The sequence below is a fragment of the Mesorhizobium sp. J428 genome (genome assembly GCF_024699925.1).
GTDB lineage: Bacteria > Pseudomonadota > Alphaproteobacteria > Rhizobiales > Rhizobiaceae > Mesorhizobium_A.
Map to the genome: position 1 here is coordinate 4,821,045 of NZ_JAJOMX010000001.1, position 26,634 is coordinate 4,847,678.

20 protein-coding genes, 1 tRNA gene and 2 pseudogenes are annotated in these 26,634 nt (G+C 66.0%); 15 read left to right on the plus strand and 8 right to left on the minus strand.

The features are described 5' to 3' along the window. The first annotated feature begins 85 nt into the window (after positions 1–85). Both LRS09_RS24250 and LRS09_RS24255 read left to right on the plus strand, forming a co-directional pair. Positions 86–161, plus strand: a tRNA-Lys gene (locus LRS09_RS24250). Between the two features lie 145 nt (positions 162–306). Beyond that, positions 307–1,053, plus strand: coding sequence for a cytochrome c biogenesis CcdA family protein (locus tag LRS09_RS24255; RefSeq protein WP_257809581.1), 747 nt, complete (start codon positions 307–309; stop codon positions 1,051–1,053). A 5-nt stretch (positions 1,054–1,058) separates the two neighbouring features. Here LRS09_RS24255 and LRS09_RS24260 read toward each other — a convergent pair whose 3' ends face one another. Beyond that, positions 1,059–1,193: an EamA family transporter gene (locus LRS09_RS24260; protein WP_257809582.1), complete on the minus strand. Its 135-nt coding sequence runs from the start codon at positions 1,191–1,193 to the stop codon at positions 1,059–1,061. An 11-nt stretch (positions 1,194–1,204) separates the two neighbouring features. After that, a complete protein-coding gene (locus LRS09_RS24265; RefSeq protein ID WP_257809583.1) occupies positions 1,205–1,966 on the minus strand; it encodes a DMT family transporter in 762 nt (253 codons plus the stop codon). Between the two features lie 95 nt (positions 1,967–2,061). Between LRS09_RS24265 and glmU the strand changes: the two are divergent. From glmU to LRS09_RS24280, 3 genes and pseudogenes are all read left to right on the plus strand, one after another. Then, positions 2,062–3,419 (plus strand): annotated as a pseudogene (gene glmU, locus LRS09_RS24270) (bifunctional UDP-N-acetylglucosamine diphosphorylase/glucosamine-1-phosphate N-acetyltransferase GlmU). Between the two features lie 227 nt (positions 3,420–3,646). Beyond that, positions 3,647–5,470, plus strand: a complete 1,824-nt coding sequence (gene glmS, locus LRS09_RS24275) for a glutamine--fructose-6-phosphate transaminase (isomerizing) (protein ID WP_257809584.1) — start codon at positions 3,647–3,649, stop codon at positions 5,468–5,470. 75 nt (positions 5,471–5,545) lie between these two features. Further along, positions 5,546–6,193, plus strand: a complete 648-nt coding sequence (locus LRS09_RS24280; RefSeq protein WP_308240338.1) for a DUF502 domain-containing protein — start codon at positions 5,546–5,548, stop codon at positions 6,191–6,193. A gap of 50 nt (positions 6,194–6,243) precedes the next feature. On the opposite strand, the gene recG is transcribed toward LRS09_RS24280, so the two are convergent. Further along, on the minus strand, positions 6,244–8,352 hold the full coding sequence (gene recG, locus LRS09_RS24285; RefSeq protein ID WP_257809586.1) for an ATP-dependent DNA helicase RecG: 2,109 nt from the start codon (positions 8,350–8,352) through the stop codon (positions 6,244–6,246). Between the two features lie 89 nt (positions 8,353–8,441). Here recG and LRS09_RS24290 point away from each other — a divergent pair, with 89 nt between their 5' ends. Both LRS09_RS24290 and mfd read left to right on the plus strand, forming a co-directional pair. Next, positions 8,442–8,729, plus strand: a complete 288-nt coding sequence (locus LRS09_RS24290; RefSeq protein ID WP_257809587.1) for a succinate dehydrogenase assembly factor 2 — start codon at positions 8,442–8,444, stop codon at positions 8,727–8,729. A 3-nt stretch (positions 8,730–8,732) separates the two neighbouring features. Further along, positions 8,733–12,225, plus strand: a pseudogene (mfd, locus tag LRS09_RS24295) (transcription-repair coupling factor). Positions 12,226–12,402: 177 nt separating this feature from the next. Here the strand turns inward: mfd and LRS09_RS24300 are convergent. Both LRS09_RS24300 and LRS09_RS24305 read right to left on the minus strand, forming a co-directional pair. Further along, entirely contained in the window at positions 12,403–13,080 is a 678-nt protein-coding gene (locus LRS09_RS24300; protein WP_257809588.1) for a DsbA family oxidoreductase, read from the minus strand. 18 nt (positions 13,081–13,098) lie between these two features. Further along, positions 13,099–14,892, minus strand: a complete 1,794-nt coding sequence (locus LRS09_RS24305) for an extracellular solute-binding protein (RefSeq protein ID WP_257809589.1) — start codon at positions 14,890–14,892, stop codon at positions 13,099–13,101. Positions 14,893–15,131: 239 nt separating this feature from the next. On the opposite strand from LRS09_RS24305, the gene LRS09_RS24310 reads away from it, so the two are divergent. After that, entirely contained in the window at positions 15,132–15,770 is a 639-nt protein-coding gene (locus LRS09_RS24310; protein WP_257809590.1) for an invasion associated locus B family protein, read from the plus strand. A 61-nt stretch (positions 15,771–15,831) separates the two neighbouring features. Here LRS09_RS24310 and hspQ read toward each other — a convergent pair whose 3' ends face one another. Further along, the gene (gene hspQ / locus LRS09_RS24315) at positions 15,832–16,155 is read right to left on the minus strand and encodes a heat shock protein HspQ (protein WP_374684933.1); all 324 of its coding nucleotides are present in this window, start codon (positions 16,153–16,155) and stop codon (positions 15,832–15,834) included. 106 nt (positions 16,156–16,261) lie between these two features. Here hspQ and LRS09_RS24320 point away from each other — a divergent pair, with 106 nt between their 5' ends. Beyond that, positions 16,262–17,227, plus strand: coding sequence for an AEC family transporter (locus LRS09_RS24320; RefSeq protein WP_257809592.1), 966 nt, complete (start codon positions 16,262–16,264; stop codon positions 17,225–17,227). Here LRS09_RS24320 and LRS09_RS24325 read toward each other — a convergent pair. Then, on the minus strand, positions 17,198–18,409 hold the full coding sequence (locus LRS09_RS24325) for a UbiH/UbiF family hydroxylase (RefSeq protein ID WP_257809593.1): 1,212 nt from the start codon (positions 18,407–18,409) through the stop codon (positions 17,198–17,200). The genes LRS09_RS24320 and LRS09_RS24325 overlap by 30 nt on opposite strands. 274 nt (positions 18,410–18,683) lie before the next feature. Between LRS09_RS24325 and pcsA the strand changes: the two genes are divergently transcribed. The 6 genes from pcsA to LRS09_RS24355 all read left to right on the plus strand — a co-directional run bounded on the left by pcsA (position 18,684) and on the right by LRS09_RS24355 (position 25,296). Next, complete coding sequence (gene pcsA, locus LRS09_RS24330; protein ID WP_257809594.1) at positions 18,684–19,409, plus strand: phosphatidylcholine synthase; 726 nt, start codon at positions 18,684–18,686, stop codon at positions 19,407–19,409. A gap of 3 nt (positions 19,410–19,412) precedes the next feature. Next, positions 19,413–20,390 carry a quinone oxidoreductase gene (locus LRS09_RS24335; protein WP_257809595.1) on the plus strand — a complete coding sequence of 326 codons (978 nt, stop codon included), beginning with the start codon at positions 19,413–19,415 and terminating at the stop codon, positions 20,388–20,390. A gap of 123 nt (positions 20,391–20,513) precedes the next feature. Beyond that, complete coding sequence (locus LRS09_RS24340; RefSeq protein WP_257809596.1) at positions 20,514–22,079, plus strand: ABC transporter ATP-binding protein; 1,566 nt, start codon at positions 20,514–20,516, stop codon at positions 22,077–22,079. Continuing rightward, positions 22,079–23,188, plus strand: coding sequence for an ABC transporter permease (locus LRS09_RS24345; protein ID WP_257809597.1), 1,110 nt, complete (start codon positions 22,079–22,081; stop codon positions 23,186–23,188). Before LRS09_RS24340 ends, LRS09_RS24345 begins: the two co-directional genes overlap by 1 nt. After that, positions 23,181–24,167 carry an ABC transporter permease gene (locus LRS09_RS24350; RefSeq protein WP_257809598.1) on the plus strand — a complete coding sequence of 329 codons (987 nt, stop codon included), beginning with the start codon at positions 23,181–23,183 and terminating at the stop codon, positions 24,165–24,167. Before LRS09_RS24345 ends, LRS09_RS24350 begins: the two co-directional genes overlap by 8 nt. 52 nt (positions 24,168–24,219) lie before the next feature. After that, positions 24,220–25,296: a BMP family ABC transporter substrate-binding protein gene (locus LRS09_RS24355; protein WP_257809600.1), complete on the plus strand. Its 1,077-nt coding sequence runs from the start codon at positions 24,220–24,222 to the stop codon at positions 25,294–25,296. Positions 25,297–25,368: 72 nt separating this feature from the next. Here the strand turns inward: LRS09_RS24355 and LRS09_RS24360 are convergent, their stop codons facing one another. Next, positions 25,369–26,481 carry an acyltransferase gene (locus tag LRS09_RS24360; protein WP_257809601.1) on the minus strand — a complete coding sequence of 371 codons (1,113 nt, stop codon included), beginning with the start codon at positions 26,479–26,481 and terminating at the stop codon, positions 25,369–25,371. Positions 26,482–26,634: the final 153 nt, after the last annotated feature.

The window sequence follows — 26,634 nt, forward strand, 5'->3', positions numbered from 1 at the left end:
GAAATCGCCCGGATTCCGGGTTGACCGCGCTGGGCGCCGTCCCTATGTTCCGCCGCACTTTCGGGGGGCCTTCGTGCCACCCGACGGGCGCGTAGCTCAGCTGGTAGAGCAACGGACTTTTAATCTGTAGGTCATGGGTTCGAGTCCCATCGCGCTCACCATCGTTTAGACCATCGGCCCACAGCGAGAGAGCGGTCCCGAGGTCGGGCTTCCCAGCGTCCCTTCGCCACGCCAAGGTGAATGGCGCGTGACGGGGCGGGGCGTTATATCCGGGCCGTCATTTGCATTCGAAGGCGGGCAGGCGGCGTGGCGATCGATATTGGATATCTGAGCGCGGTGGGGGCAGGCGCATTGTCGTTCCTGTCGCCCTGCGTGCTGCCGCTCGTGCCGCCTTATCTCTGCTACATGGCGGGCGTGTCGGTCGAGGAATTCCGCAATCCCGACGGGACGGCCACCGCCACGGCCAACCGGACGGCGCTGCTCTCCGCTTCGCTCGCCTTCGTGCTCGGCTTCTCCACCGTATTCGTCGCACTGGGGGCCGGCGCCTCGTCGATCGGGCAATTGCTCAGGGTTTGGCAGCAGCCACTCGCCATGGCAGCGGGGCTCGCCATCATCCTGATGGGGCTGAATTTCCTCGGCGTCGTGCGCATCCCCTTCCTGTCGCGTGAGGCCCGCTTCCAGGCCGGCGGACAGCCGGCGTCGATGACCGCCGCCTATGTGATGGGGCTCGCCTTCGCCTTCGGCTGGACGCCCTGCATCGGACCGGTGCTCGGGCCGATCCTCACGCTCGCCGGCGGGCGCGATACGGTGGCCGACGGCGCGGCGCTGCTCGCAGCCTATTCGGCCGGGCTCGGCATCCCCTTCATTGTCGCGGCTCTGTTCTCGGGTGCGTTCATGCGCTTCGCCTCCCGCTTTCGCGCGCATCTCGGCCGGGTGGAGAAGGTCATGGGCGCGCTGCTGGTGGTGGCCGGCGTGCTGTTCCTCACCGGCGGGATCCAGAAGGCGTCCTACTGGCTGCTGGAGACGTTCCCGGCCCTCGGCACACTCGGCTGAGCCTTCTATGTCCGCGACGGGAACGTCGCGAGGATCACTCCGCCCATGACCAGCGCAATCCCCGCCGCATGGAACGGCTGGAACGTCTCGCCGAGGAAGATCACGGCCATCGTCACGGCGAAGGGTGGCATCAGATACATGAAGATGCCGGCTAGCGAAGCGCCCAGCGCGCGCACGCGTACTGAAAGCCGGAAAACGCCAGCAGCGAGGCGAAGACGACGATGCCGGCGATGGAAATCCAGTCCGAAGGCTGATCCGGCATCGAGCCGCCGAGCGCGAATTCGATGGCAGCGAACGGGGCAAGCATCAGCGTGGCGACCGACGCGACAAGACCGAAGAGGCCAAGATTGGATACGCCGCGCAGATCCGGAGAGCGGTAGAGGATAGAATAGACCGCCCAGCAGAAGGCGGCGGCGACGAACAGAACGTCGCCCCAGTGGAAATCGAGCCGCAACAGGTCGGTGAGATCGCCCTTGAGCACGATGACGGCGACACCGGCAAAGGCGATCGCGGAGCCGATCGCCTCGCGCATTCCGATCGCGCGGCCGAAGAAGGCTGCCTCGATCAGGATGATGAATACGGACGAACTGGTCATGATCAGCGTGCCGTTGGTCGCGGTGGTGCTTGTGAGCGCCAGATAGACGCCTGCGCCGCACACAACCATGCCAAGGAAGGAGAGTGTTGTGACCAGCCCCGGCCGCGACGTCAGTACCGTCCAAAATATCTGCCGCTCTCGCAGCAGGAACGGCGTCAGAACCAGCGCCACAAGCGCCCAACGGATGAAGGCGAGGGTGAACGGCGCCACGTCGCCGATCACCGCGCGGCCGAAGATCAGGTTGGTTGAGAACAGAAGCGGCGTCGCCAGCATTACCAGCACCGCAAGCGCGTTCGCGCGAGTCGTCTCGTTAGCCATTCGTTCGCCAGCTCCCATCGCCTCGCATTGGAGCGGACGCGGCCGGGTGATACAGATGCGCCGAATCCCGATCAACACGCACCGCGGATCCTTTCATGAGCCAGAGAAGCTGCCTGACGATTATCCTTGCCGCCGGCGAAGGCACGCGCATGAAGGGTGCCATTCCGAAGGTGCTGCACGAGATCGCCGGCCTGCCGATGGTCGCGCATGTGGCGAAGGCAGCGATCGCGGCGGGGGCATGGACGTTGCCATCGTCGTCGGGCGCGGCGGCGAGGCGGTGCGCAAGGCGGTGACGCCGTTTGCTCTGGGGGCGGAGAGCTTCGAGCAGGTGGAGCGGCTCGGCACCGCGCATGCGGTGCTCGCTGCCCGCGCAGCGATCGCGCGCGGCTATGACGACGTGCTGGTGATGTTTGGCGACACGCCGCTGATCGCGCCCGCGCCGCTCGCGGCCGCGCGAAAGCTGGTCGCGGAAGGCAATGCAGTCGCGGTCATCGGCTTCCGCACCGAGGCGCCTGCCGGCTACGGCCGGCTGATCGAGAAGGACGGCCGACTGGTTGCGATCCGCGAGGACAAGGATTGCTCGCCCGAGGAAAGGAAGATCGGCTTCTGCAATGGCGGGCTGATGGCGATCGACGGGCGCGAAGCGCTGGCGCTGCTCGACGGGGTCGGCAATGCCAATGCCAAGGGGGAGTATTATCTGACGGACATCGTCGAGATCGCGAATGCGCGTGGGCTGAAGGTAACCGCCACCGAGGCCGACTACGAGAATCTGCTGGGGATCAACAACCGCGCCGAGCTCGCAGAGGCGGAAGGCATCTGGCAGAAGCGCGCGCGGCGCGAGGCGATGCTGTCAGGTGTGACGATGATTGCGCCCGAGACGGTGTTCCTCTCGTACGACACCGAGATTGGCGCGGACACAGTCCTCGAACCCAACGTCGTCTTCGGCCCCGGCGCCAAGATCGCGTCTGGGGTCACCATCCACGCCTTCTCGCATATCGAGGGCGCGACGGTCGCGAGCGGCAGCAATATCGGGCCGTTCGCGCGGCTGCGGCCCGGCGCGGAACTGCAGGAGAAGGCCCGCGTCGGCAATTTCGTGGAGATCAAGAAGGCGGTGGTCGGGCCGGGCGCCAAGGTGAACCACCTGACCTATATCGGCGACGCCGAAATCGGTGCGGGGGCGAATATCGGCGCAGGCACCATCACCTGCAACTATGACGGCTACAACAAGCACCTGACGCGGATCGGGGCAGGGGCTTTCATCGGCTCGAACTCGGCGCTGGTGGCCCCCGTCTCGGTCGGCGACAATGCATATGTCGCATCCGGCAGCGTGATCACCGAGAACGTGCCCGACGACGGCCTCGCCTTCGGCCGCGCGAGGCAGGAGACGAAGCCTGGCCGGGCAAAGGCGCTGCGGGAACGGTACGCGGCACTCAAGGCCAAGAAGCACGAGTGAGGGCGTTGCCTCCGCCTGAGGGGAGCCGCCGACGGTCTTGCGACGAGCAAGTTCAAATGTTCGCTGTGCTGTAAGACTTCCTGAAAACTATTCTGTCATGCTCGGAACAATCGTGGCGGTCGTCCGCTGCAATGGATTGAAACCAAGTTTGACTTCCGGCCGGGCCGCGCGCTGCCTACATGAGCGACGCATTGGCGAATTCCGGGCGAATCGAGGGGTAGGTCTGCATGTGCGGTATCGTAGGCATCGTCGGCTCGACGCCGGTCGCGCCGCTGATCGTGGAGGCACTCAAGCGGCTCGAATATCGCGGCTATGATTCCGCCGGCGTCGCCACCGTCGAGCACGGCAAGCTCGAACGCCGCCGTGCCGAAGGCAAACTGGTCAATCTCGAACGCCGCTTGAAGGCAGAGCCGCTCGACGGTTTCATCGGCATCGGCCACACCCGATGGGCGACGCATGGCGTGCCGAACGAGGTCAACGCCCATCCGCATTTCTCCAAGGATGTCGCGATCGTCCATAACGGCATCATCGAGAACTTCGCCGAGCTGAAGGCGGAGCTGCAGAAGGACGGCTACGAGTTCACCTCGCAGACCGATACGGAAGTCGTCGCGCATCTGGTGTCGCGCGAACTCGCGCGGGGCAAGTCGCCGAAGGACGCCGCCTTCGCTACGCTGAAGCGGCTGGAAGGCGCTTTCGCGCTCGCGATCATGTTCCGCGGCGATGAAGACCTGATTGTCGGCGCCCGGAACGGCCCGCCGCTGGCCGTCGGGCACGGGGAGGGCGAGATGTATCTCGGCTCCGACGCGATCGCGCTCGCGCCCTTCACGAACTCGATCACCTATCTCGAGGATGGCGACTGGGTGGTGGTGCGCCGCAACGAGATGCAGATCCACGACATGTCGGGCGCCCCGGTGGAGCGCAAACGCACCCAGTCGGTGGGCACGTCCTTCCTGGTGGACAAGGGCAATTTCCACCATTTCATGCAGAAGGAAATCCACGAGCAGCCGGAGGTGATCTCCCACACGCTCGCCAACTATCTCGATTTCACTACGGGTTCGGCGAAGCCGATCGAGCTGCCGTTCGACTTCGCCAAGATCGACCGGCTGTCGATTTCGGCCTGCGGCACCGCCTATCTCGCCGGGCTGATCGGCAAATACTGGTTCGAGCGGCTGGCGCGGCTGCCGGTCGACATCGACGTGGCATCGGAGTTTCGCTACCGCGAGATGCCGATCTCGCCCGACAGCGCGGCGCTGTTCATTTCGCAGTCCGGTGAGACGGCCGATACGCTGGCTTCGCTGCGCTACTGCCGCAAGGCGGGCGTGCCGATCACGGCGATCGTCAACGTGCGCGAGTCGACCATCGCGCGCGAATCCGATGCGATCTTCCCCACGCTGGCAGGGCCGGAGATCGGCGTGGCCTCGACGAAAGCCTTCACCTGCCAGCTCGCCGTGCTCGCGTCGCTCGCCGTCAGGGCTGCGCGCGCGCGCGGCCATGTCGATGCGAAGCAGGAGCAGGTGCTGGTACGCCAGCTTGCCGAGACGCCGCGCATCGCCAGCCAGGTGCTGAAGCTCGCGGAGCAGATCGAGAAGGTGTCGCGCCAGCTTTCGAAGGTGAAGAACGTGCTCTACCTGGGGCGTGACACGAACTATCCATTGGCGATGGAAGGCGCACTGAAACTCAAGGAAATCAGCTATATACACGCGGAAGGCTACGCTGCGGGCGAGCTGAAGCACGGCCCGATCGCGCTGATTGACGAGAAGATGCCGGTGATCGTCATCGCGCCGCACGACCGCATCTTCGAAAAGACGGTGTCCAACATGCAGGAGGTCGCGGCGCGTGGCGGCAAGATCATCCTGATCACCGACCAGAAGGGCGCCGCACAGACCAGCCTGCAGACGATGGAGACGATCGTGCTGCCGGACGTGCCGGAAATCATCACCCCGATCGTCTATGCGCTGCCGATCCAGATGCTGGCTTATTACACGGCGGTGTTCATGGGCACCGACGTCGACCAGCCGCGCAACCTGGCCAAGTCGGTCACGGTGGAGTGACCGCAGTCATCGGTTCATTTTCCTGCCGCAGTGCAATATGAAGGAGGCCATGCGCGCCTCCTTCCGGTCCCACCGATGACACGTCTGCGGAACTATTTCCTCGCCGGGCTGATCGTCTGCGCGCCTCTCGCCATAACGGCCTATCTGGTGTGGTCGTTCATCCACTGGGTCGACGGCTGGGTGAAGCCCTACATCCCGGTGCGCTACAATCCCGACAATTACCTGCCGTTTGCGGTGCCCGGCTTCGGGTTAATCGTGGCGCTGATGATGATCACGCTGGTCGGCTTCCTCGCGGCCAATTTCATCGGCCGCGCCATCGTGCATTCGGGCGAGCGGGTCGTCGGACGCATTCCGCTGGTGACGAACCTCTATGGCGGGCTGAAGAAGATCTTCTCGACCGTGCTCGCCAACCGTTCGGATCTCTTTCAGCGCGTTGGACTGGTGGAATGGCCGCGACGCGGCCTGTGGTCGATCGTGCTGATCCCACGCCAGCAGCCGACGGAAATCAACGAAGCGCTCTCGGAGAAGGAAGGGAAGACGATCGCCGTCTTCCGCCCGATCTCGCCCAACATCACCACCGGCTACATCATGTCCGTCGCCGAGAAGGACGTGATACCGCTGAAGATGTCGATCGAGGAGGCGGCGCGGTTTTTGATTTCGGCGGGGCTGGTGACGCCGGACGAGGATACGAAACCGGTCGGGAAGGTGGAGAAGGACAGGTAGGTCCTGCTTTTATGACGGCCGAGTGGGAGGGCGAAGAAATCCTCCAACGCTCACCCGGCTCTTAGCAGCCGCACCGCCTCGTCGCGGCCGAATAGGTAGAGCAGCAGCCTGACGGCCTCGCCGCGCTCGGAGACGAGCTCGGGGTCTCGCGAGAGGAGCAGGCGCGCGTCGTCGCGGGCGACTTCGAGAAGGTCGGCGTGGAATTCGATGCGGGCAACCTGGAAGCCCGGCGTGCCGGACTGCTTCGTTCCCAGGAGGTCGCCCTCGCCGCGCAGCTTGAGGTCCTCCTCGGAGATGACGAACCCGTCCTCGGTCTCGCGCATCGCCGAGAGGCGCTTGTGCGCCGTCTCGCCGAGCGGGGCCATGTAGAGGAGCACGCAGGTCGACGGCTTGTCGCCGCGTCCGACGCGGCCGCGCAACTGGTGCAACTGAGCGAGGCCAAAGCGCTCGGCGTGCTCGATGACGATGATCGTCGCGTCCGGCACGTCAACGCCGACCTCTATGACGGTCGTTGCCACGAGCACGCGCGTCTCGCCCGCCTTGAAGGCGCGCATCGCCTCGTCCTTCTCCGCACCCTTCATGCGGCCGTGCACCAGGCCGACGCGATCGCCGAACACAGGCTTCAGCGAGGCGTAGCGATCCTCGGCCGAGGTCAGCTTGATCTCGTCGGACTCTTCCACCAGCGGGCAGATCCAGTAGATCTTCTGGCCTTCCGCGACCGCCGCCTGCATGCGCTCAATGAGATCGTCCAGCCGGTCGAGCGGCAGGGTCACCGTGTTTATCGGCCGCCGGCCGGCAGGCTTCTCGGTCAGCCGCGACACGTCCATATCGCCGAAGGCGGTGAGCACCAGGGTGCGCGGGATCGGCGTGGCCGTCATCACCAGCATGTCAGGCGCCGTGCCCTTGGCGGTGATGGCAAGGCGCTGGTGCACGCCGAAGCGGTGCTGCTCGTCGACAATCGCGAGGCCGAGGTCGTGATATTCGACGCCCTCCTGAAACAGCGCATGGGTGCCGATGACGATGTGAATCGAACCGTCCGCCAGCCCCTCCAGCAATTCGCTGCGTTCGCGGCCCTTTTCGCGGCCGGTGAGCACCGCGGCCTTCAGACCGGCCTTCGCCGCCAGCGGCGCGATGGTCGCATGATGCTGGCGTGCGAGGATCTCGGTCGGGGCCATCAGCGCCGACTGCGCACCGGCTTCCGCCGCGCGGGCCATGGCGAGAAGAGCAACGACCGTCTTGCCGGAGCCGACATCGCCCTGCAGCAGGCGCAGCATCCGCTCCGGCTTCTCCATGTCGGCATGGATTTCGGCGAGCGCCATCTGCTGAGAATTGGTCAGCGAATAGGGCAGGGCGTCGCGGATCGCCTGTTCCAGTCTGCCGTCGCCTTCGAGCGGCCGCCCGGAAAGCCGCCGCGTGCGGGCCCTGACCAGCGCCAGCGACACCTGGCCGGCGAGCAGTTCGTCATAGGCGAGACGTCGCCAGGCGGCGTTCTCCGGCGATACGTCGATCGGATCGGCCGGGTTGTGGATGCGTCCCAGGGCATCGGAGAAGGCGGGGAACGTGTGCGCCTTCATCACACTCGCATCCTGCCACTCCGGCAGCGCGGGCAACCGCGCCAGCGCCTGGGTGATCGCCTTGCGCAGCGCGCGTCCCGACAGGCCGGCCGTCAGCGGATAGACGGGCTCGACCAGCGGCAGGTCCTCGTCCTTGCCGAGCACGGCGATGTGGTCAGGATGCACCATGGTCGGCCGGCCGTTGAACCACTCCATCCGGCCGGAGATGATGACTGTCTCGCCCACCGGAAGCTGCTTTTCCAGCCATTCGCGATGGCCGCGGAAGAAGGTCAGGCCGATCTCGCCGGTGTCGTCATGGGCGAACACGCGATAGGGCACCGAGCGGTTGCCGCGCGGCGGCGGCTGGTGGCGGTCGACGCGCACCTCCAGCGTTACGATCGCACCTTCCGGCGACAGCGCGATGCCCGGCCGGTTGCGCCGGTCGATCACCGAATGGGGAAGGGTGAAGACGAGGTCGCCGATTCGCGCCCCGCGCCCGGCCACGTCGGCCGGCACGACATTGTCGATCAGCCTGGCCGTGCGCTCGCCGACGCCGTCGAGGGAGGTGATGGGCGCGAAGAGCGGATCGAGGAGGGAGGGGCGCATCGGCCGAACATAGCCGCCGAAAGGGGTCACGCAAGGCTGACATCTGCGGATCAAGGCGCTATATGCGCCCTCTCTGAAGGAATTTCCCCATGACCGGAACGACCCGCTCCAGCGCCGACCTCGATCCGCGCCGCCGCAAGGCGCTGTTCCGCTCGTGGCATCGCGGCACGCGTGAGATGGACCTGATCCTCGGCGGCTTCGCCGACGACCATATCGGCGAGCTGACCGACGCCGAACTCGATCTCTACGAAACCATCCTCGACCAGCTCGATCCCTCTCTCTTCAAATGGTTCTCCGGCGAGGAGCCGGTGCCGGCCGAGCACGACACCGCGGTCTACCGGAAGATTCTCGACCACCGCCGCCACAGGCAGTTCTGACGCATGAAACTGATCGATTCATTCGGCTTCGACGGCATCGACGCCGCGCAGGCAACCATCGACGGCGTGGCCGAGGGGTTTGAACCCTTCGTCGTCGCACGTATCGCGGCGGAAGCGGGGAAGGACCGCCCGGTGATCTTCGTCGCCCGCGAGGGCCAGCGCCTGCCGGGGATCGTCGAGGCGCTCGCCTTCGCCGACCCGAAGCTGCCCGTGCTCGAACTGCCGGCCTGGGACTGCCTGCCCTACGACCGCGTCTCGCCGGGCGCCGATACGGCCGCGCGCCGCCTTGACGCGCTCTCCGGCATGATTGCGCTGAAGGAGAAGCCGCATCGCGCCGTGGTGCTGACCACGGCAAACGCCATCCTGCAGCTGATCCCGCCGCCCGAGATCATCGCGGCACAGGGCTTTTCGGCGCGGCCGGGCAACCAGGTGAACATGAACACGCTGATCGCACGGCTGGAAGGGTCCGGCTTCGACCGCGTCGGCACGGTGCGCGACGTCGGCGAGTTCGCCGTGCGCGGCGGCATTCTCGACCTCTACGCGCCTGGGTACGAACGAGCCGCTGCGGCTCGACTTTTTCGGCGACACACTGGAATCGATCCGCGCCTTCGATCCGGCCACCCAGCTCACCATCGGCTCGCGGCCGCAGGTGTCGCTGCAGCCGATGAGCGAGGTGGCGCTGACGCCGGACACGATCAGCCGCTTCCGCCGCGGCTATATCGACACGTTCGGGGCACCGTCGCGGGATGATGCACTCTATGCCGCGGTGAGCGAAGGCCGCCGCTTCGCCGGCATGGAGCACTGGCTGCCGCTGTTCTACGAGCGCCTCGTCACCGTGTTCGACTACCTGCCCGACGCGCCGGTCGTGTTCGACGCGCTGGCGCATGAGGCAATCGCCGAGCGCCGCACGCAGATCGAGGACCATTACGACGCGCGCCTGCGCACGGCCGAATCGAAGAGCCTCGGCGAGGCGGTGCCCTACAAGCCGATTGCGCCCGATCGGATGTATCTGTCCACCGACACGCTGGCGAAGGCGGGAGCAGGGCGGCTCTCGGTAGACCTGACCGCGTTCGAGGTGCCGCATGTGCCGGGCCGCCGGCTGGTGCACGCGAAGACCAAGGCCGGCCGCAGCTTCGCGCAGGAACGTGCGGACCCGTCGCAGAATGTGTTCGACCATGCGGTCAACCACATCGCCTCGCTGCGCGCCTCGGGCCGCAAGGTCATGGTTGCCGGCTGGAGCGAGGGCTCGCTGGACCGGCTGACCCAGATCCTCGACGACCATGGCCTCGGCAACATGGAGCGCGTCGCCTCGCTGGCCGGGCTCGACGCGCTGTGGCGCGACAAGGTCGGCCTCGCGGTGCTGCCGCTGGAGCATGGTTTCGAAACCGAAAGGCTGGTCGTCGTCGCCGAGCAGGACCTTCTCGGTGACCGGCTGGTGCGCCGGGCGCGGAAGAAGCGCGCCGCCGACTTCATCTCCGAGGCGGCGTCGCTGTCGACCGGCGACATCGTCGTCCACCAGGACCACGGTATCGGCCGCTTCATCGGGCTGAAGACGATCGAGGCGGCGGGCGCACCGCACGACTGCCTCGAAATCCATTACGCCGGCGACGGACGGCTGTTCCTGCCCGTCGAGAACATCGAGCTCCTGTCGCGCTTCGGCTCCGACAATGCCGAGGTGGCGCTCGACCGGCTGGGCGGCGGAGCCTGGCAATCGCGCAAGGCGAAGCTGAAGAAGAGACTGCTCGAAATGGCCGGGCAGTTGATCCGCATCGCCGCCGAGCGCAAGATGCGCGGTGCGCCGTCGCTGGTGCCGGCCGATGGGCTCTACGGCGAGTTCGCCGCCCGCTTCCCCTATGACGAGACCGACGACCAGCAGAACGCGATCGATGCGGTGCTGGACGACCTGTCGATCGGCCGGCCGATGGACCGGCTGATCTGCGGCGACGTCGGCTTCGGCAAGACGGAAGTGGCGCTGCGCGCGGCCTTCGTGGCGGCCATGGAGGGCTTCCAGGTCGCGGTCGTCGTGCCGACCACGCTTCTGTCGCGCCAGCACTTCAAGACCTTCTCCGAGCGCTTCAAGGGCCTGCCGGTGCGCGTGCGCCAGGCCTCACGCCTGGTGACGGCGAAGGAGCTGGCCGAGACCAAGACGGGACTAGCGGACGGTAGCGTCGACATCGTCGTCGGCACCCATGCGCTGCTGGGCTCGTCGATCAAGTTCAAGAACCTCGGCCTGCTGATCATCGACGAGGAGCAGCATTTCGGCGTCAAGCACAAGGAGCGGCTGAAGGAGCTGAAGAGCGACGTCCATGTACTGACGCTGTCGGCGACTCCGATCCCGCGCACGCTGCAGCTGGCGCTTACCGGCGTGCGCGAACTGTCGCTCATCGCCACGCCACCGGTCGACCGCATGGCGGTGCGCACCTTCATCTCGCCCTTCGACCCGCTGGTGATCCGCGAGACACTGCTGCGCGAGCGCTATCGCGGCGGGCAGAGCTTCTACGTCGTGCCGCGCATCAGCGACCTGAAGGAAATCCATGATTTCCTTCGCGAAACCGTTCCGGAACTGAAGGTCGCGACAGCTAATGGTCAGATGCCGGCCGGCGAGCTGGACGACATCATGAACGCCTTCTACGACGGCCAGTACGACGTGCTGCTCTCGACCACGATCGTCGAATCCGGCCTCGACATCCCGTCGGCCAACACGATGATCGTGCATCGCGCCGACATGTTCGGCCTGGCGCAACTCTACCAGTTGCGCGGTCGTGTGGGGCGCTCCAAGGTCCGCGCCTATGCGCTGTTCACCCTGCCGGCGAACCGCAAGCTGACCGACACCGCCGACCGGCGGCTGAAAGTGCTGCAGTCGCTCGACACGCTGGGCGCCGGCTTCCAGCTCGCCAGCCACGACCTCGATATCCGCGGCGCCGGCAACCTGCTGGGCGAGGAGCAGTCAGGTCACATCAAGGAGGTGGGCTTCGAGCTCTACCAGCAGATGCTGGAGGAGGCGGTCGCCGAGGTGAAGGGCGAGCCGGAGGCGAGCGACGGCACATGGTCACCGCAGATCACCATCGGCACCGCCGTGATGATCCCCGAGAGCTACGTCGCCGACCTGCAGCTTCGCCTCGGCCTCTACCGCCGCATCGCCGACCTCGACACACCGGAGGAGATCGACGCCTTCGGCGCCGAGCTGATCGACCGCTTCGGGCCGCTGCCGGACGAGGTGCAGCACCTGTTGAAGATCGTCTACATCAAGGCGCTGTGCCGTAAGGCGAACGTCGAGAAGCTGGACGCCGGGCCGAAGGGCGTGGTCGTCCAGTTCCGCGACAAGACCTTCGCCAACCCGGCAGGGCTGGTGAAGATGATTGCCGAACAGGGCTCGCTGGCAAAGATCCGCGGCGACCAGAGCGTGGTGTTCATCCGGGACTGGCCGACCCCAGCGAAGCGGCTGCAGGGATCGGCGGTGGTGATTACGCAGCTGGCGCGGCTGGCGGCGGGGTGAGGCTGCGGCTCTCTCTCCCCATTTACGGGGGAGATGTCCGGCGGGACAGTGAGGGGCGACGCCAGCTTTCGAAAGCGCGCGCTATGCCCCTCATCCGCCCTTCGGGCACCTGTGCCGGGGCGAGCCACTTGTCTCGCCCGTCCTTCGGACCACCGTGAACGGAGAGAAGAAAGGGCGCTACTCCGCCGCGAGTTGCCCGCTCGCCTTCATCTCCGCCACCTGACGGATGGCGTCCGCCAGCACGGCGGTGTCCTGGGCGCCCATGACGGCATATTTGCCTTCGAGTAGGAAGCAGGGCACGCCGGTGACGCCCATGCGCTGCGCCTGTTCGATCTCGGCCTGCACGGCGTCCTTGTCGGCATCCGAGGCGAGCAGTGAGGTCACGAGCGCTTCGTCCATGCCGTTCTCGGCGGCGATGCGCGTGAGTTCGGCCTGGTCGCCGATATACTCGCCCTTCTCGAAATTGGCCGCGAACAGCGCCTTCACCACGCGATTCTGCACGCCTTCGCCAGCCGAGGCCGCCCAGCGGATGACGCGGTGGGCGTCGAGTGTGTTGGCGGCGATCCGGATGTCCTCGAAATGGAAGTCGATGCCTTCCGCCGCGCCCAGCGGCACGATGCGGTCGTGGATCTGCTTCAGCTTTTCCTCCGAGCCGAACTTGGCGAGCATGTACTGCCTGCGGTCCTTGCCCTCGGGCGGAATGGTCGGATCGAGCTGGTAGGGCCGCCAGTGCACGTCGACCTCTACGTTCGGCACAGCGGCCACGGCCTTCTCAAGCCGCTTCTGGCCGATGTAGCACCAGGGGCAGACGACATCCGAAATGACGTCGACGCTGATCGTCTGTTTGTCGTTCATGGCCGTTCCTTTCCGGAATCAGGGTTGCCGCCACCAGGTCGTCAGCTGGTATCCGGTCAGGGGTATCGTGTCGGGCCGGCCGATATGGTTCCAGCGCGCGACCCATTGCTCGGGCTGATGATAAAGCGGCACCACCCAGGCGCCACTCAACAAAACGCGATCATAGGCGCGCACGGCATCCTCGAAGGCAGGGCGTTCCCGCGCGTTGAGCAGCGCGTCGATCATCGCGTCGACGGCGGGCTCGCTCACACCGGCATAGTTCATCGAGCCCTGCGCGTCCTTCGAGGCGCTGCCCCAGCGGCCGACCTGCTCGACGCCGGGCGACAGCGACGAGGGGTAGTAGTTCAGGATCGCGTCGAAATCGCGCGAGATCAGCCGCTGCTGGTACTGCGCGTCGTCGACCGAGCGAATGTCGAGCCGGATGCCGAGCAGAGACAGCGTGCGCTGCCAGGCGAGCGCGACCGGTTCGCCGCCCTTGCTCTTCAGCATGATCTCGAAGGCGACCGGCTCGCCCGAAGGCGTGACCAACGCGGAGCCCTGGCGCTTGTAGCCTGCCGCGACGAGGATGTCGTAGGCCCTCTTGACGAAAGTCCGGTCGCGGCCGGACCCGTCGGAAACCGGCGGCTTCCAGGTGCCGGCGAGGATCTCGGGATCGACCGCATCGGGGAAGGGGGCGAGCAGGGCCTTTTCGCCCTCGCTCGCCGGCTTGCCGAAGGAGGACAGCGAGGAATTGTCGTAGAAACTCTTGGTGCGGGTGAAGGAGTTGCTGAACAGGTTGGCGTTCACCCACTCGAAATCGAGCAGGTCTGCGAGCGCGCGCCGAAGATTCTTGTCCTGGAGAACCGGCCGGCGCGAGTTCAGCACGAAGCCGAGCATGCCCGACGGCACGCCGCTCCTGAACGTATCCTTGATCACCTTGCCCTCGGCGACGGCCGGGAAGCCGTAATCCTTGGCCCAGCGGCTCGAATCGGCCTCGAGATGCACGTCGATGAGGCCTTTCTTGAAGGCCTCGAACATTGCGTTGTCGTCGCGGAAATAGTTGAGCCGGATCTCGTCGTAATTGTTGAAGCCCCGCCGCGACGGCAGGTCCGTGGCCCAGTAGTCCGGATTGCGCTTGAGCACGAGCAGCTCGCCCGGCCGCACTGTGGAGATCACGTAGGGGCCGGAGCCGATCAGCGGCTTGAGCGAGGATTTCGCGAAATTCTCGGCGTCCGTGGCGTGCTTTGGCAGGATCGGCCAGAGCGCGAGGATGAGGGGCAGTTCGCGGTCCGGCGCGACAAAGGTCAGGCGGACGCCGTTCGGCGCGACCTTTTCCATCGTCGCGATCTTCTTGACCGTGGTGGCGTAGCGCGGCCAGCCCTTGTCGCGCAGCAGTTCGAGGCTGAAGATGACGTCGTCGGGCGTCACCGGCTCCCCGTCGGAGAACTTCGCCCGCTCGTCGAGCTGGAATTCGACGAAGCTCCGCGCGTCGTCGGTTTCGACGCTCTTCGCAAGGAGCGGATACATGGAGAACGGCTCGTCGGCGGAACGCTGCATCAGCGAATCGAAGACGTTGTAGCCGCGCTGCAGGTCGACGATGCCGGACGCCCCCTGGCCCTGCACGATGAAGGGGTTGAGGCTGTCGAACGTGCCCTGGAGCGCGTAATTGATCACGCCGCCCTTGGGCGCCTCGGAATTCGCATAGGGGAAGTGGTCGAAATCGGCGGGCAAGGCGGGCTTGCCGTGCATTGAGAGGCCATGCGAGGGCTGCGCGCCCGCGGCCGCCGCCAGCGCAAGCAGTGCCGCCAGGGCGAGAGAAAGTGGTCGCAACATCCGATCAGAGCCTCCTTGGCGCCATCCGACCTTCCGAATCGCAGACCCGGTTTAACATGCGACGGCAGGCCTTCGCCAAGCTGTCGAAAGCACCGCACGCTGCGTCTTTCGCGCTGGATTCCGCGGGCCATGAGGTGTAACAGGCCCGCACAAGTCATCCTGTTGCCTCAATTGGGCAACAATGAGCTTCGCAACGCTCCGCCTTGCGGGCACGATGTCGTCTGAGAGGAAATTACTTGATGAGCAGCAAAGCTACTCGCATCTCGGTCATCGCGGCTGGCCTCGTCGGCCTCGCTGCAGCGAGCGTGCCCTCGGCCTACGCCCAGCAGCAGCCCGCGGCAGCCGGCCCCGGCGGCATCCCGCGCGGCTGGTTCAAGGTCTGCGGCAAGGAGCAGGACTTCGACATCTGCAACGTGCAGAACCAGGTTCTCGCCCAGACCGGCCAGATGCTGACCGCCGTCCAGCTCGCCGAATTCAAGGGCAAGATCAACCGTCGCGCGCTGCAGGTCTCGGTCCCTGTCGGTCGCCTGCTTCCGGCCGGCGTGACGATGCAGATCGACGGCAACAAGCCGACGAAGCTCGAATTCACCACCTGCTTCCAGGACCGCTGCGTCGCCGACGCGCCGCTCACCGACGCGATCGTCGCGGCTATGAAGAAGGGCACGGACCTGACGCTGACCACCTACAACTTCCAGAACCAGCCGAACCCGATCAAGGTGTCTCTCTCCGGCTTCACCGGCGCCTATGACGGCGAGCCGCTGCAGCAGAGCGACATGGCCGAGCGCCAGAAGGCCGCCGAGGAATACATCCAGCGCAACCAGGAGAAGCTCGCCGAGCAGCTCAAGGCCGCGCAGGACAAGGCCAAGGCCGGCAACTGAGCCTTCGGGAAACCTGGATACCGAAACGGGGCCTTCGCGGCCCCGTTTTCATTTGTGCCGCTCAATGCCGCGCGGTGCGCTTGCGCTCGTAGCCGCCGCCGGGCAGGGCGTCGAACATCTCGCCGACCTGCGCGTGGCGCACCGGCTCTCCGGTCTCGTCGGGCAGCAGATTCTGTTCCGACACATAGGCGACGTATTCCGTCTCCGCGTTCTCGGCCAGAAGATGGTAGAACGGCTGGTCCTTGCGCGGCCTCACCGCCTCCGGGATCGCCTCGTACCATTCCTCGGTGTTGTTGAACTCCGGATCGACGTCGAAGATGACGCCGCGGAACGGAAAGATCCGGTGCCGCACCACCTGGCCGATCTGGAATTTTGCCTGACGGATCTGCACCATCGTCTACCTCTTTGGTTCTATGTGACGCAGGAACCGCGCCGATTCAATGGCGCTGGCGCTTGACGCCCCATGACGCAGCGCGATAGCGCGGACGCCCATGTATGACGTCTTCGGCCTCGTCCTGCCGTTCTTCGGACTGATCTTCCTCGGCTTCGTGGTGGCGCGGATCACGCGCCAGCCGGTGGAAGCGCTCGGATGGATGAACACATTCATCATCTATGTGGCATTGCCGGCGCTGTTCTTCCAGCTCCTGTCCAAGACGCCGATCGAGCGGCTGACCGAGTGGAGCTACATTTTCGGCGCCGTCGCATCGACCTACATCGTCTTCACGCTGATGTTCGCCGGCTCGTGGCTGACGAGCCGCAACATCGCCGAATCCACGATCAAGGGCCTCGCCTCCGCCTATGGCAACATCGGCTATATGGGGCCGGGCCTGGCGCTGCTCGCCTTCGGCGAGGAGGCGGCGGTGCCGGTGGCGCTGATCTTCTGCTTCGAGAACATCATCCATTTCGCCATTGCGCCGATGATGATGGCGCTTTCCGGCGGCGAGAAGCGGCCGCCGCTGGCGCTGGCGGGCGACGTGATCCGCAAGATCGCGCTGCATCCCTTCATCATCGCCACCGCCGTCGGCGTCGCCGCCGCGGCGCTGCACTACCAAGCGCCGGTGCCAGTCGACCGCCTGTTCGAGACGCTGGCGCGCGCGGCCGCGCCTTGCGCCCTGTTCGCGATGGGCGTGACGCTGGCGCTGCGCCCGCTCAAGCGCGTGCCGAAGGAGCTCGGCTTCATTGCCGCGCTGAAGCTCGTCGTCCATCCGGTGCTCTGCTATGTCGTGCTCTCGGCCGTCGGCGACTTCCAGCCGGTGTGGGTCTACGCAGCGGTGCTGCTCGCGGCACTTCCTACCGCAACAAACGTCTTCGTCATCGCGCAGCAATACGGCGTCTGGGTCGAGCGCGCCTCGGCCAGCATCCTGCTGACGACGCTGCTGTCGGTCGGCACGGTGACGGGCCTGCTCTACCTGATCAAGACCGGCGTGCTACCGCCGGACCTGTTTCCGCCAGCCTGAGGCAATCCGCGCGAAGCCGCTGCCGGGCTGCATGCCCTCGCGCATGACGAAACCGCGCAGCGGCGAGATGGCGGCGAGAAGGCCGAGGCCGGCACTGCGGGCGACCTGGGCGGGCAGAAAGTCGGACAGCAGCGTGACGTTGAGCGAGTTCACCGCTGTCTGCCGCGCAATCACGTCGAGCCGTCGCGCGGCGCGGTAGGCCGAGAGCGCCCGTTCCGAGCCCGGATCGTCGCGGTGGTTCACTGCGGTATCGACGAGGTCCGCGACGTCGCGGATGCCGAGGTTCATGCCCTGCGCGCCAATGGGCGGGAACACATGGGCGGCTTCGCCGACCAGCGCGACGCGGCTCGACGCCATGGTGGAGGGCAGCAGCGCCGACATGGGATAGATCTGCCGGCCAGGCTCGACCTCGACCTTGCCGAGGATCGACTCGATCCGCTCCTCGATGAGGTCGGACAGGCTGCGGTCGTCGAGCGCCGACAGCTCGGCCGCCGTCGCCGGCGAGACGATCCAGACGAGGCTGGAGCGGTTGCCGGGCAAGGGAACCTGCGTGCACGGACCGGTCTCGGTATGAAATTCCGTCGAGACGTGGCCGTGGCCGCGCGAATGGCCGAAATTGAGCACCAGAGCCGTCTGCGGATAGTCGCGCTTCGCCACCGTGATGCCCGCGGCCTCGCGCGCCGGCGACATCCGCCCGTCGGCCGCCACGGCGAGGGGGGCCGAGATGGTCTCGCCCGACGGCAGCACGGCAGACGCCCGCTCGTCACCGAGCCGCCACTCGCTGATGAGCGTCTCGACGCGGGCGATCCGTCCTTCCTTCTCGACTGCCTCCTTGAGCACCCGCAGCAGGACCGTGTTGGGGATGTTGGTGCCGAACATCGCCGCGCCGATCTCGCTGGCGCGGAAAGTCACCGGCGCGCTGCGGATGAGGCGGCGGGTGCCGTCGATGATCCGCATCACCTCCAGCGGCGCGGTCTCGTCGCGCGAGAAGGGCGGCAGGCCGAGCTTTTCGAGATAGTCCAGCGCCGGCAGCATCAGCGCCGTCGTGCGGCGGTCGCCTGCATTGGGCTGCGGCCCGACGAGCGCGACGGAAAGGCCCGCCTGCGCCAGCGCGATCGCGGCGATCGACCCGACGGGGCCTGCGCCGGCGACGAGAACATCATGCTCGTTTACTGCGGACATGGCGGTTTCCGTTCCTCGCTTTCGGAGAAGTCATTGACCAAGTTGGTGCATATTGCCAGCGTTCAAAGTGGCGCAGGGCGAGCGGGCGTCCAAATGGCTGTGCAATCGCGCCTTATCGCTTGTGCCGCGGCGAGCCGTGCCTGTATCTTCGGGCCAAAATGGAGGGAGCGGCGGTGACGCGCTTGGCGGGGTATCGACGGTCGACAGGACCAGCGGCAGGCCATTGCAACAACGGCCTTTCCCTCGCCATCCCCTTTTGCCGGACCTTGCCGCGGTGAAGAAGCCGACCAAAGTCACCTGGCCCCAGGCGCGGGCCTTCTCCGTTCACCTGTTCACAGCGTCGGGCTCGTTCCTGGCCTTCCTGTCGCTGGTTGCGGCGAGCGAGGAGCGCTGGACGGCGATGTTTTGGTGGCTCGGCCTCGCCCTCCTGGTCGACGGCATCGACGGGCCAGTGGCGCGCAAGCTGCAGGTGAAGGAGATTCTGCCGACCTGGTCGGGCGAACTGCTCGACAACATCATCGACTATGTTACCTACGTCCTGATCCCCGCCTTCGCGCTCTACCAGCGCGGCTTCATGGGCGAGAACCTGTCCTTCCTGTCGGCCGCGATCATCGTCGTGTCGAGCGCGATCTACTATGCGGACACCGGCATGAAGACGAAGGAGAACTTCTTCAAGGGCTTCCCGGTGGTGTGGAATATGGTGGTGTTCACGCTCTTCGTCATCGAGCCGGGCGAATGGGTGTCCTTTGCCGTGGTCGTGATCGCCGGTATCCTGACCTTCGTGCCGATGAATTTCCTTCATCCGGTGCGCGTCGTGCGGCTGCGATGGCTGAACCTGCCAGTCACGCTCCTGTGGTGCGGCTTCGGCGCGATCGCGCTCGTGCAACAGATGGAAGCTTTCGACTGGGTCAAGATCGGCATCGCCGTCACCGGTAGCTACCTGTTCGTCATCGGCGGCATCATGCAGTTCTTTCCCACCCTGGGCGCCCGGAGGATATGAGACATGACCAAGGCAATCCGCATCCATCAGCCCGGCGGGCCGGAGGTGATGCAGTGGGAGGAAATTCCTGAGCCGATCGCGAAACCCGGCGAGGTCGTGATCCGGCAGACCGCCGTCGGCCTGAACTTCATCGACGTCTATTATCGCACCGGGCTGTATCCGGCGCCCGCGGGGCTGCCGCTCATTCCCGGCAACGAGGCCGCGGGCGTGGTCACCGCGCTGGGCGAAGGCGTGACGGACCTGAAGCCGGGCGACCGCGTCGCCTATGCGGGCCCCATCGGCGCCTATGCGCAGGACAGGGCGATCGCCGCCGACAGGCTCGTCAAGCTTCCGGACGGCGTGAGCGACCGGCAGGCGGCGGCGATGATGCTGAAAGGCATGACCGCCTCCTTCCTGCTGCGCCGCACCTTCAAGGTGAAACCCGGCGACACGATCCTCTTCCATGCGGCCGCCGGCGGCGTCGGCCTGATCGCCGGCCAGTGGGCGAAGCATCTGGGTGCGACCGTGATCGGCACGGCGGGCTCGGCCGACAAGGTCGCGCTCGCCAAGGCGCACGGCTACGACCACGTCATCAACTACCGCGAGCGCAACTTCGTCGAGGAGGTCCGCGAGATCACCGGCGGCAGGATGTGCGATGTCGTCTACGATTCCGTCGGCGTGGACACCTATATGGGCTCGCTGGACTGCCTGAGACCGATGGGCATGTTCGTGGCGTTCGGCCAGTCGTCCGGACCCATTCCACCCTTCAACCTTAGCCTGCTCGCGCAGAAGGGATCGCTTTTCGCGACCCGCCCGACGCTGTTCGTCTACATCGCCAAGCGCGCGGATCTGGAAGAGATCGCGGGCTCGCTGATGGATGTCGTCGCCAGCGGCGTGGTCAAGATCGACATCAATCAGACCTATGCGCTGTCCGACGCGGCGAAGGCCCACGCCGATCTCGAAGCGCGCCGGACGACCGGCGCCACCGTGCTCCTGCCCTGATCGATTGCCTCGTTTCTGCGCAGGAATCGTTGAAGCTCTTTCAACGCGCGAAACGCTTTGCGTTTGATGGCAGCCCCGCCTACCATCAGGACGGGAACATAAACGAGCTGGAAAAATCAGCCCATGGGGATTGAATTGGCGGGCGGACCGGCATCTGAGCCGGAGCTCCTTCTCGACGTGAGGGGGCTCACGAAAATCTTTGGATCCCTGACCGCCTGCAACAGCGTCGATCTCCAGATCGCGAAGGGCGAGATCCATGCGCTGCTGGGCGAGAACGGGGCCGGTAAGTCGACGCTGGTGAAGATGCTGTTCGGCACTCTGGCGCCCAACTCCGGCGAAATCTTCTGGAACGGCAAGTCGGTCAGGATCGGCAGCCCCGCCGAGGCGCGTCGGCTCGGCATCGGTATGGTGTTCCAGCATTTCTCGCTGTTCGAGGCGCTGACAGCGGCCGAGAACATTGCGCTCTCGCTCGACTCCTCGACGCCGATCGGCGCGATCGCTGCCAAGGCCAAGGAACTGTCGCACAGCTACGGTCTGCCGCTCGACCCGGGCTCGCTGGTCGGCGACCTGTCGGTCGGCGAGCGCCAGCGCATCGAGATCATCCGCTGCCTGCTGCAGGAGCCGGACCTGATCATCCTTGACGAGCCGACCTCGGTGCTGACGCCGCAGGAAGCCGACAAGCTGTTCGAGACGCTGGAAAGGTTGCGCGGCGAAGGCAAGTCGATCCTCTACATCAGCCACCGGCTGGAAGAGGTGCAGCGCATTTGCGATCGCGCGACGGTGCTGCGCCACGGCAAGGTGGTAGCGCACTGCAATCCGCGCCAGGAAACGGCCGCCTCGCTCGCCCGCATGATGGTGGGCGGAGACGTGCATGAAGTGCATCGCGAGCATGCCGAGCATGTCGAAGGCGCGCCGCTGATCGAGATCCGCAACCTGTCGCAGGCGCCGAAGGGCCCGTTCTCGATGCCGCTCCGGAACATCAGCCTGACGGTCAGGGCCGGCGAGGTGGTCGGCATCGCCGGCGTCGCCGGCAACGGGCAAGGCGAGTTCTTCGACGCGGTGAGCGGTGAGGCGACGCAGGGCGACGCCGCCACGGTGCGCATCCGCAACACCGATGCGGGCACGCTGGGCATCACCGGCCGCCGGCTGCTCGGCGCTGGCTTCGTGCCGGAAGAGCGGCTCGGCCACGGCGCGGTGCCGGGCATGAAGCTCTCCGACAACATGCTGCTGGCGCGCCACAGGTCCGACGCCAAGGCCTTCCTCGGCGGCGGCGCGCTCGGCTTCATCCGCCGCGACGCGATCGAGGCGACGACCAAGCGGGTGGTCGAGGAAATGGACGTGCGCAAGAGCGCGGAGGATCCGGAAGCCTCGGCGCTGTCGGGCGGCAACCTGCAGAAGTTCATCATCGGCCGCGAGCTGGACCGCAAGCCTTCGGTTCTGGTCGTCAACCAGCCGACCTGGGGCGTCGACGCGGGCGCGGCTGCCCGCATCCGCCAGGCCTTGATCGACCTGACCCGCTCAGGCTCGGCCGTCATCGTCATCAGCCAGGATCTCGACGAACTGTTCGAGATCGCCGACCGCATCGCCGTGATGTCGCACGGCGAGATGTCGGAGACGATCCCGATCCAGGAAGCGACGCGGGAGAAGATCGGTCTCCTGATGGGCGGCGCGGATACGGGAGCGCACTGATGCGGCTGGAACTCATCAAGCGCCCGCAGCACTCGAAGCTGTTCAGCGCGCTGTCGCCCTTCATCGCCTTTCTGCTGACGGTGATCGCCGGCGCGATCCTGTTCGCGCTACTCGGCAAGAACCCCGGCACCGCGCGGTACGCCTATTTCATCGCGCCGCTGACCGACCTCTGGTCGCTGCATGAGCTCGCCATCAAGGCCGCACCGCTGATCCTGATCGCGGTCGGCCTGTCGGTCTGCTACCTTTCCAACAACTGGAACATCGGCGCTGAGGGCCAGTTCGTGATGGGCGCGGTCGTCGGCGCCATGCTGCCGATCCTCTATCCCGGCCTGCAGCAATCGCCAATGGCGCTGCCGGTGATGCTGGTCATGGGCGCGCTTGGGGGTGCGGCCTATGCGGCCATTCCCGCCTTCCTCAAGGCGCGCTTCAACACCAACGAGATCCTGACCAGCCTGATGCTGGTCTATGTCGCACAGCTCTTCCTCGACTGGCTGGTGCGCGGCCCTTGGCGCGACCCGGCGGCGATGAACTTTCCGCAGGCGCCGCGTTTCACCGGCTATGCCATCCTGCCGGAACTGCTGCCAGCTTCGGGCCGCGCCAATATCGGCATCCTGTTCGCGCTGATCGCGGCGGTGCTGGTCTGGATCCTTCTGACGCGCACCAAGAAGGGCTTCGAGGTGCGTGTGATCGGCATGAGCCCGCGGGCAGGGCGGTTTGCCGGCTTCTCGACCACCGGCGCGATCTTCTTCTCGTTCCTGCTGTCGGGCGCGCTGGCCGGGCTTGCCGGCATCTCCGAAGTGTCGGGCGCGATCGGACGCCTGCAGCCGTCGATCTCGCCGGGCTACGGCTTCGCGGCGATCATCGTCGCCTTCCTCGGCCGGCTCAACCCGCTCGGCATCATCGCCGCGGGCACGGTGCTGGCGCTGACCTATCTCGGCGGCGAAGTCGCACAGATCGAGGTCGGCGTGTCCGACAAGGTCGTGCGCGCCTTCCAGGGCCTGCTCCTGTTTTTCGTGCTCGCCTGCGACACGCTCATCCACTACCGCATCCGCCTGACGCGACCCGAAAAGGCGACGGCAGCCGTGACGGAGGCCAAGGCCGATGCTTGAATCGATCCTGCTCACCATCGCGACCGCCTCGACACCGCTGCTCATCGCCGCGATCGGCGAACTGGTGGTCGAGCGCTCGGGCGTGCTGAACCTCGGCGTCGAGGGCATGATGCTGATGGGCGCGGTCATCGGCTTCGGCGTGGCGTTGACCACCGGCAATCCTTGGCTCGGCGTGCTGGCGGGCATCGTCGCGGGTGCGGCCTTCTCGATGCTCTTCGCCTTCCTGGCGCTGACGCTCGCCACCAACCAGGTCGCGACGGGCCTGGCGCTGACGCTGCTCGGCGTCGGCGCCTCCGGCATGATCGGCGAGGCCTTCGTCGGCCAACCGGGCGTCAAGCTGACGCCGATCTACATTCCAGGGCTGACCGACCTGCCGTTCGGCCGCTTCCTGTTCGGGCAGGACCCGATGTTCTACATCTCGCTGCTGCTCGTCGCGGCGGTGTCGTGGTTCCTGTTCCGCACGCGGGCCGGCCTGACGCTGCGCTCGGTCGGCGACAGCCACACCTCGGCGCACGCGCTCGGCATCAAGGTGATCCGCATCCGCTATGCGGCGGTAGCCTTCGGCGGCGCTTGTGCTGGGCTCGCGGGCGCGCAGATGTCGCTGGTCTACACGTCGCAGTGGATCGAGAACATGACGGCCGGCCGCGGCTGGATCGCGCTGGCGCTGGTCGTGTTCGCCTCCTGGCGGCCGTTCCGCGTGCTGCTCGGCGCCTATCTGTTCGGCGCGATCACCATCGCCCAGTTGCATGTGCAGGCGCTCAGTCCTAACGACATCGCCGTCGGCGCCGGCCCGTTCTGGCTGCTGAGCGAAGGCGGCCGCTGGCTGCTGTCGGTGCTGAAGACGGTGCCGGCGCAGTTCCTGTCGGCGCTGCCCTATCTGGCAACGGTGGTGGTGCTTGTGCTTATCTCGCGCAACCGGCGCCTGACGCTGATCAACACGCCCGCCTGTCTCGGGCGCCCCTTCGTGCCGGACCGGTGAGGCCCGGCTCAACCGAAAGCCCGGAAGGCTTGCAACCATAGAGGAAGACACCATGAGAAAACTCGTCATAGCCCTCGCGGCGTCGGCAGCCGCGATCATCGCGTCGGGCAATGCCTTCGCGCAGGAGAAGACCAAGGCCTGCTTCATCTATGTCGGCCCGATCGGCGACTTCGGCTGGTCGTATCAGCATCACCAGGGCGCGCTGGAGATGCAGAAGGCGATCGGCGAAGACAAGGTCGAGATCGCCTATCTGGAAAGCGTGCCGGAAGGCGCGGACGCCGAACGCGCCATCGAGCGCTTCGCCCGCTCCGGCTGCAAGATCATCTTCACCACCTCCTTCGGCTACATGGACGCGACCAACACGGTCGCCGCCAAGTTCCCGGACGTGAAGTTCGAGCACGCGACCGGCTTCAAGCGCGACACGCCGAACGTCTCGACCTACAATTCGAAGTTCCACGAGGGCCGCTATGTGCAGGGCGTGATCGCCGCCAAGCTGTCCAAGGCGGGCGTCGCCGGCTACATCGCCTCCTTCCCGATCCCCGAGGTCGTGATGGGCATCAACTCCTTCGTGCTCGGAGCACAGTCGGTGAACCCCGACTTCAAGGTCAAGGTGGTGTGGGCCAACACCTGGTTCGACCCGGGCAAGGAAGCCGACGCCGCCAAGGCGCTGCTCGACCAGGGTGTCGACATCATCACCCAGCACACCGACTCGACCGCGCCGATGCAGGTGGCGCACGAGCGCGGCGTAAAGGCGTTCGGCCAGGCGTCCGACATGATCAAGTTCGGTCCGGAGACCCAGCTCACCTCGATCGTCGATAACTGGGGCCCGTACTACACCGAGAGGGTCAAGGCGGTGATGGACGGCTCCTGGAAGCAGGTCGACGTCTGGGGCGGCATGAAGGAAGGCCACGTTTTGATGGCGCCCTACACCAACATGCCCGACGACGTGAAGAAGCTGGCCGAGGAGACCGAGGCCAAGATCAAGGGCGGCTTCAACCCGTTCACCGGTCCGATCAAGAAGCAGGACGGCTCGGACTGGCTCGCCGCCGGCGCAACCGCTCCGGACGGCGAGCTGCTCGGCCTGAACTTCTACGTCCAGGGCGTGGACGACCAGCTGCCGAAGCAGTGATCGTGATGCATCACGGAACAGGGAAGGGCGCCTTTATGGCGCCCTTTCTTTTGCTTTTGAACCCACCCCGTCCTAAGCCGGCTTGGCGTGGGCGATGTTCCCAGTGATCGACGCGATTGACACGGTGAGCCTAGAGAGTGCCGGCCCGGCAACCCGCATCAGGGAACGCCGCATCGGCGTTTCGATCCAGCGCCAGATGAGCCAGGAGAGACCCAGCATCGCGGCGGTGACGAGCCCGGCCGCCAACCATTTGCCCGCCAAAGGCGCGAATGCGTCGATCGCGGCGTAGCCGATGTTCTGGTGCAGCAGATAGAGCGGGTAGGTGAGGCCGCCGACCGCAAGCGATAGCCACGTCGCGCTGACCCTCTCGCGCAACAGGATCGCTGCGACCAGCAGGGCGTGCATGGCGAGATTGGCGGCGACGAGGCCGATCATCGGTACGGATGTCCCATAATGAACCTCCATCCAGCCCTTACCGACGACCATCAGGCTGGTCGACTGCGTGAGGGAGGCTGCGAGCAACACCAGCGCCTCGGCGGAGCGCCCGCGGGTCTGGATGTGATGGATCAGGATGCCCGAGGCGAAGAGCGGCCCGTATTCGGTGAGGAACAGGAAGCGCATCGCGTGGCTGCCGATCGAGAATTCGTTCACGGCCGAAAGCACCAGCCATCCGGCGACGAGTTCGAGACGAAGTGTGTGGAAGGCGCCCGACATCAGCGCGAGCGTCACCCAGCCGTAGAAGATCAGCTCGAGCACGATCGACCAGTAGACGCCGTCGACGAACCCTTCGCCGAGCGCCGGCGCGAACATGAACAGGTTTGCGACATACTGCCGGACGGTGACGCTTCCCCATTCCGGCTGGATGGCGAACAACACGGCGAAGCTGACGGTCATGCAGACGAGGAAGCCGGGATAGAGACGCACGAAGCGCGCGACGCCGAAGTCGAGCCAGCCGCGTCCTTCGGCCGACCAGGCGATGACATAACCGCTGATCAGGAAGAACAGATGGACGCCAAGATAGCCATAGATCGCAATGCCGGCGGCCTGCGGATAGCCCTCTTCGAGGAAGCCGCTCGCGGCCGCACCGCGAAAAAGATAGTGGAACGCCACGACCGCGAGCGCCGCGACGAGGCGGAGCCAGTCCAGCGTTGCGATACGGTCGACGGGTGACACATTCCGGGACATGCCGTTCCCAGTGCAATTGTCTTGCCAGACTCAGTCGAACCGCCTGTCCCGCGGCAAACGGCCTCTTGGAGAGGGGTTGCTCCTCGCCGGCTGCTGACAAAAGGCTGTCAGGAACCTTCGGCTAGGCTGACGGTTGCGGACTGGAATGGCACT

Bases quoted from the DNA above. Each gene is read 5' to 3' on its own strand.
- LRS09_RS24260 (WP_257809582.1), bottom strand. From the start codon at position 1,193: ATGTATCTGATGCCACCCTTCGCCGTGACGATGGCCGTGATCTTCCTC.
- LRS09_RS24265 (WP_257809583.1), bottom strand. From the start codon at position 1,966: ATGGCTAACGAGACGACTCGCGCGAACGCGCTTGCGGTGCTGGTAATG.
- glmS (WP_257809584.1), top strand. From the start codon at position 3,647: ATGTGCGGTATCGTAGGCATCGTCGGCTCGACGCCGGTCGCGCCGCTG.
- LRS09_RS24280 (WP_308240338.1), top strand. From the start codon at position 5,546: ATGACACGTCTGCGGAACTATTTCCTCGCCGGGCTGATCGTCTGCGCG.
- recG (WP_257809586.1), bottom strand. From the start codon at position 8,352: ATGCGCCCCTCCCTCCTCGATCCGCTCTTCGCGCCCATCACCTCCCTC.
- LRS09_RS24290 (WP_257809587.1), top strand. From the start codon at position 8,442: ATGACCGGAACGACCCGCTCCAGCGCCGACCTCGATCCGCGCCGCCGC.
- LRS09_RS24300 (WP_257809588.1), bottom strand. From the start codon at position 13,080: ATGAACGACAAACAGACGATCAGCGTCGACGTCATTTCGGATGTCGTC.
- LRS09_RS24305 (WP_257809589.1), bottom strand. From the start codon at position 14,892: ATGTTGCGACCACTTTCTCTCGCCCTGGCGGCACTGCTTGCGCTGGCG.
- LRS09_RS24310 (WP_257809590.1), top strand. From the start codon at position 15,132: ATGAGCAGCAAAGCTACTCGCATCTCGGTCATCGCGGCTGGCCTCGTC.
- LRS09_RS24320 (WP_257809592.1), top strand. From the start codon at position 16,262: ATGTATGACGTCTTCGGCCTCGTCCTGCCGTTCTTCGGACTGATCTTC.
- LRS09_RS24325 (WP_257809593.1), bottom strand. From the start codon at position 18,409: ATGTCCGCAGTAAACGAGCATGATGTTCTCGTCGCCGGCGCAGGCCCC.
- LRS09_RS24335 (WP_257809595.1), top strand. From the start codon at position 19,413: ATGACCAAGGCAATCCGCATCCATCAGCCCGGCGGGCCGGAGGTGATG.
- LRS09_RS24340 (WP_257809596.1), top strand. From the start codon at position 20,514: ATGGGGATTGAATTGGCGGGCGGACCGGCATCTGAGCCGGAGCTCCTT.
- LRS09_RS24345 (WP_257809597.1), top strand. From the start codon at position 22,079: ATGCGGCTGGAACTCATCAAGCGCCCGCAGCACTCGAAGCTGTTCAGC.
- LRS09_RS24350 (WP_257809598.1), top strand. From the start codon at position 23,181: ATGCTTGAATCGATCCTGCTCACCATCGCGACCGCCTCGACACCGCTG.
- LRS09_RS24355 (WP_257809600.1), top strand. From the start codon at position 24,220: ATGAGAAAACTCGTCATAGCCCTCGCGGCGTCGGCAGCCGCGATCATC.
- LRS09_RS24360 (WP_257809601.1), bottom strand. From the start codon at position 26,481: ATGTCCCGGAATGTGTCACCCGTCGACCGTATCGCAACGCTGGACTGG.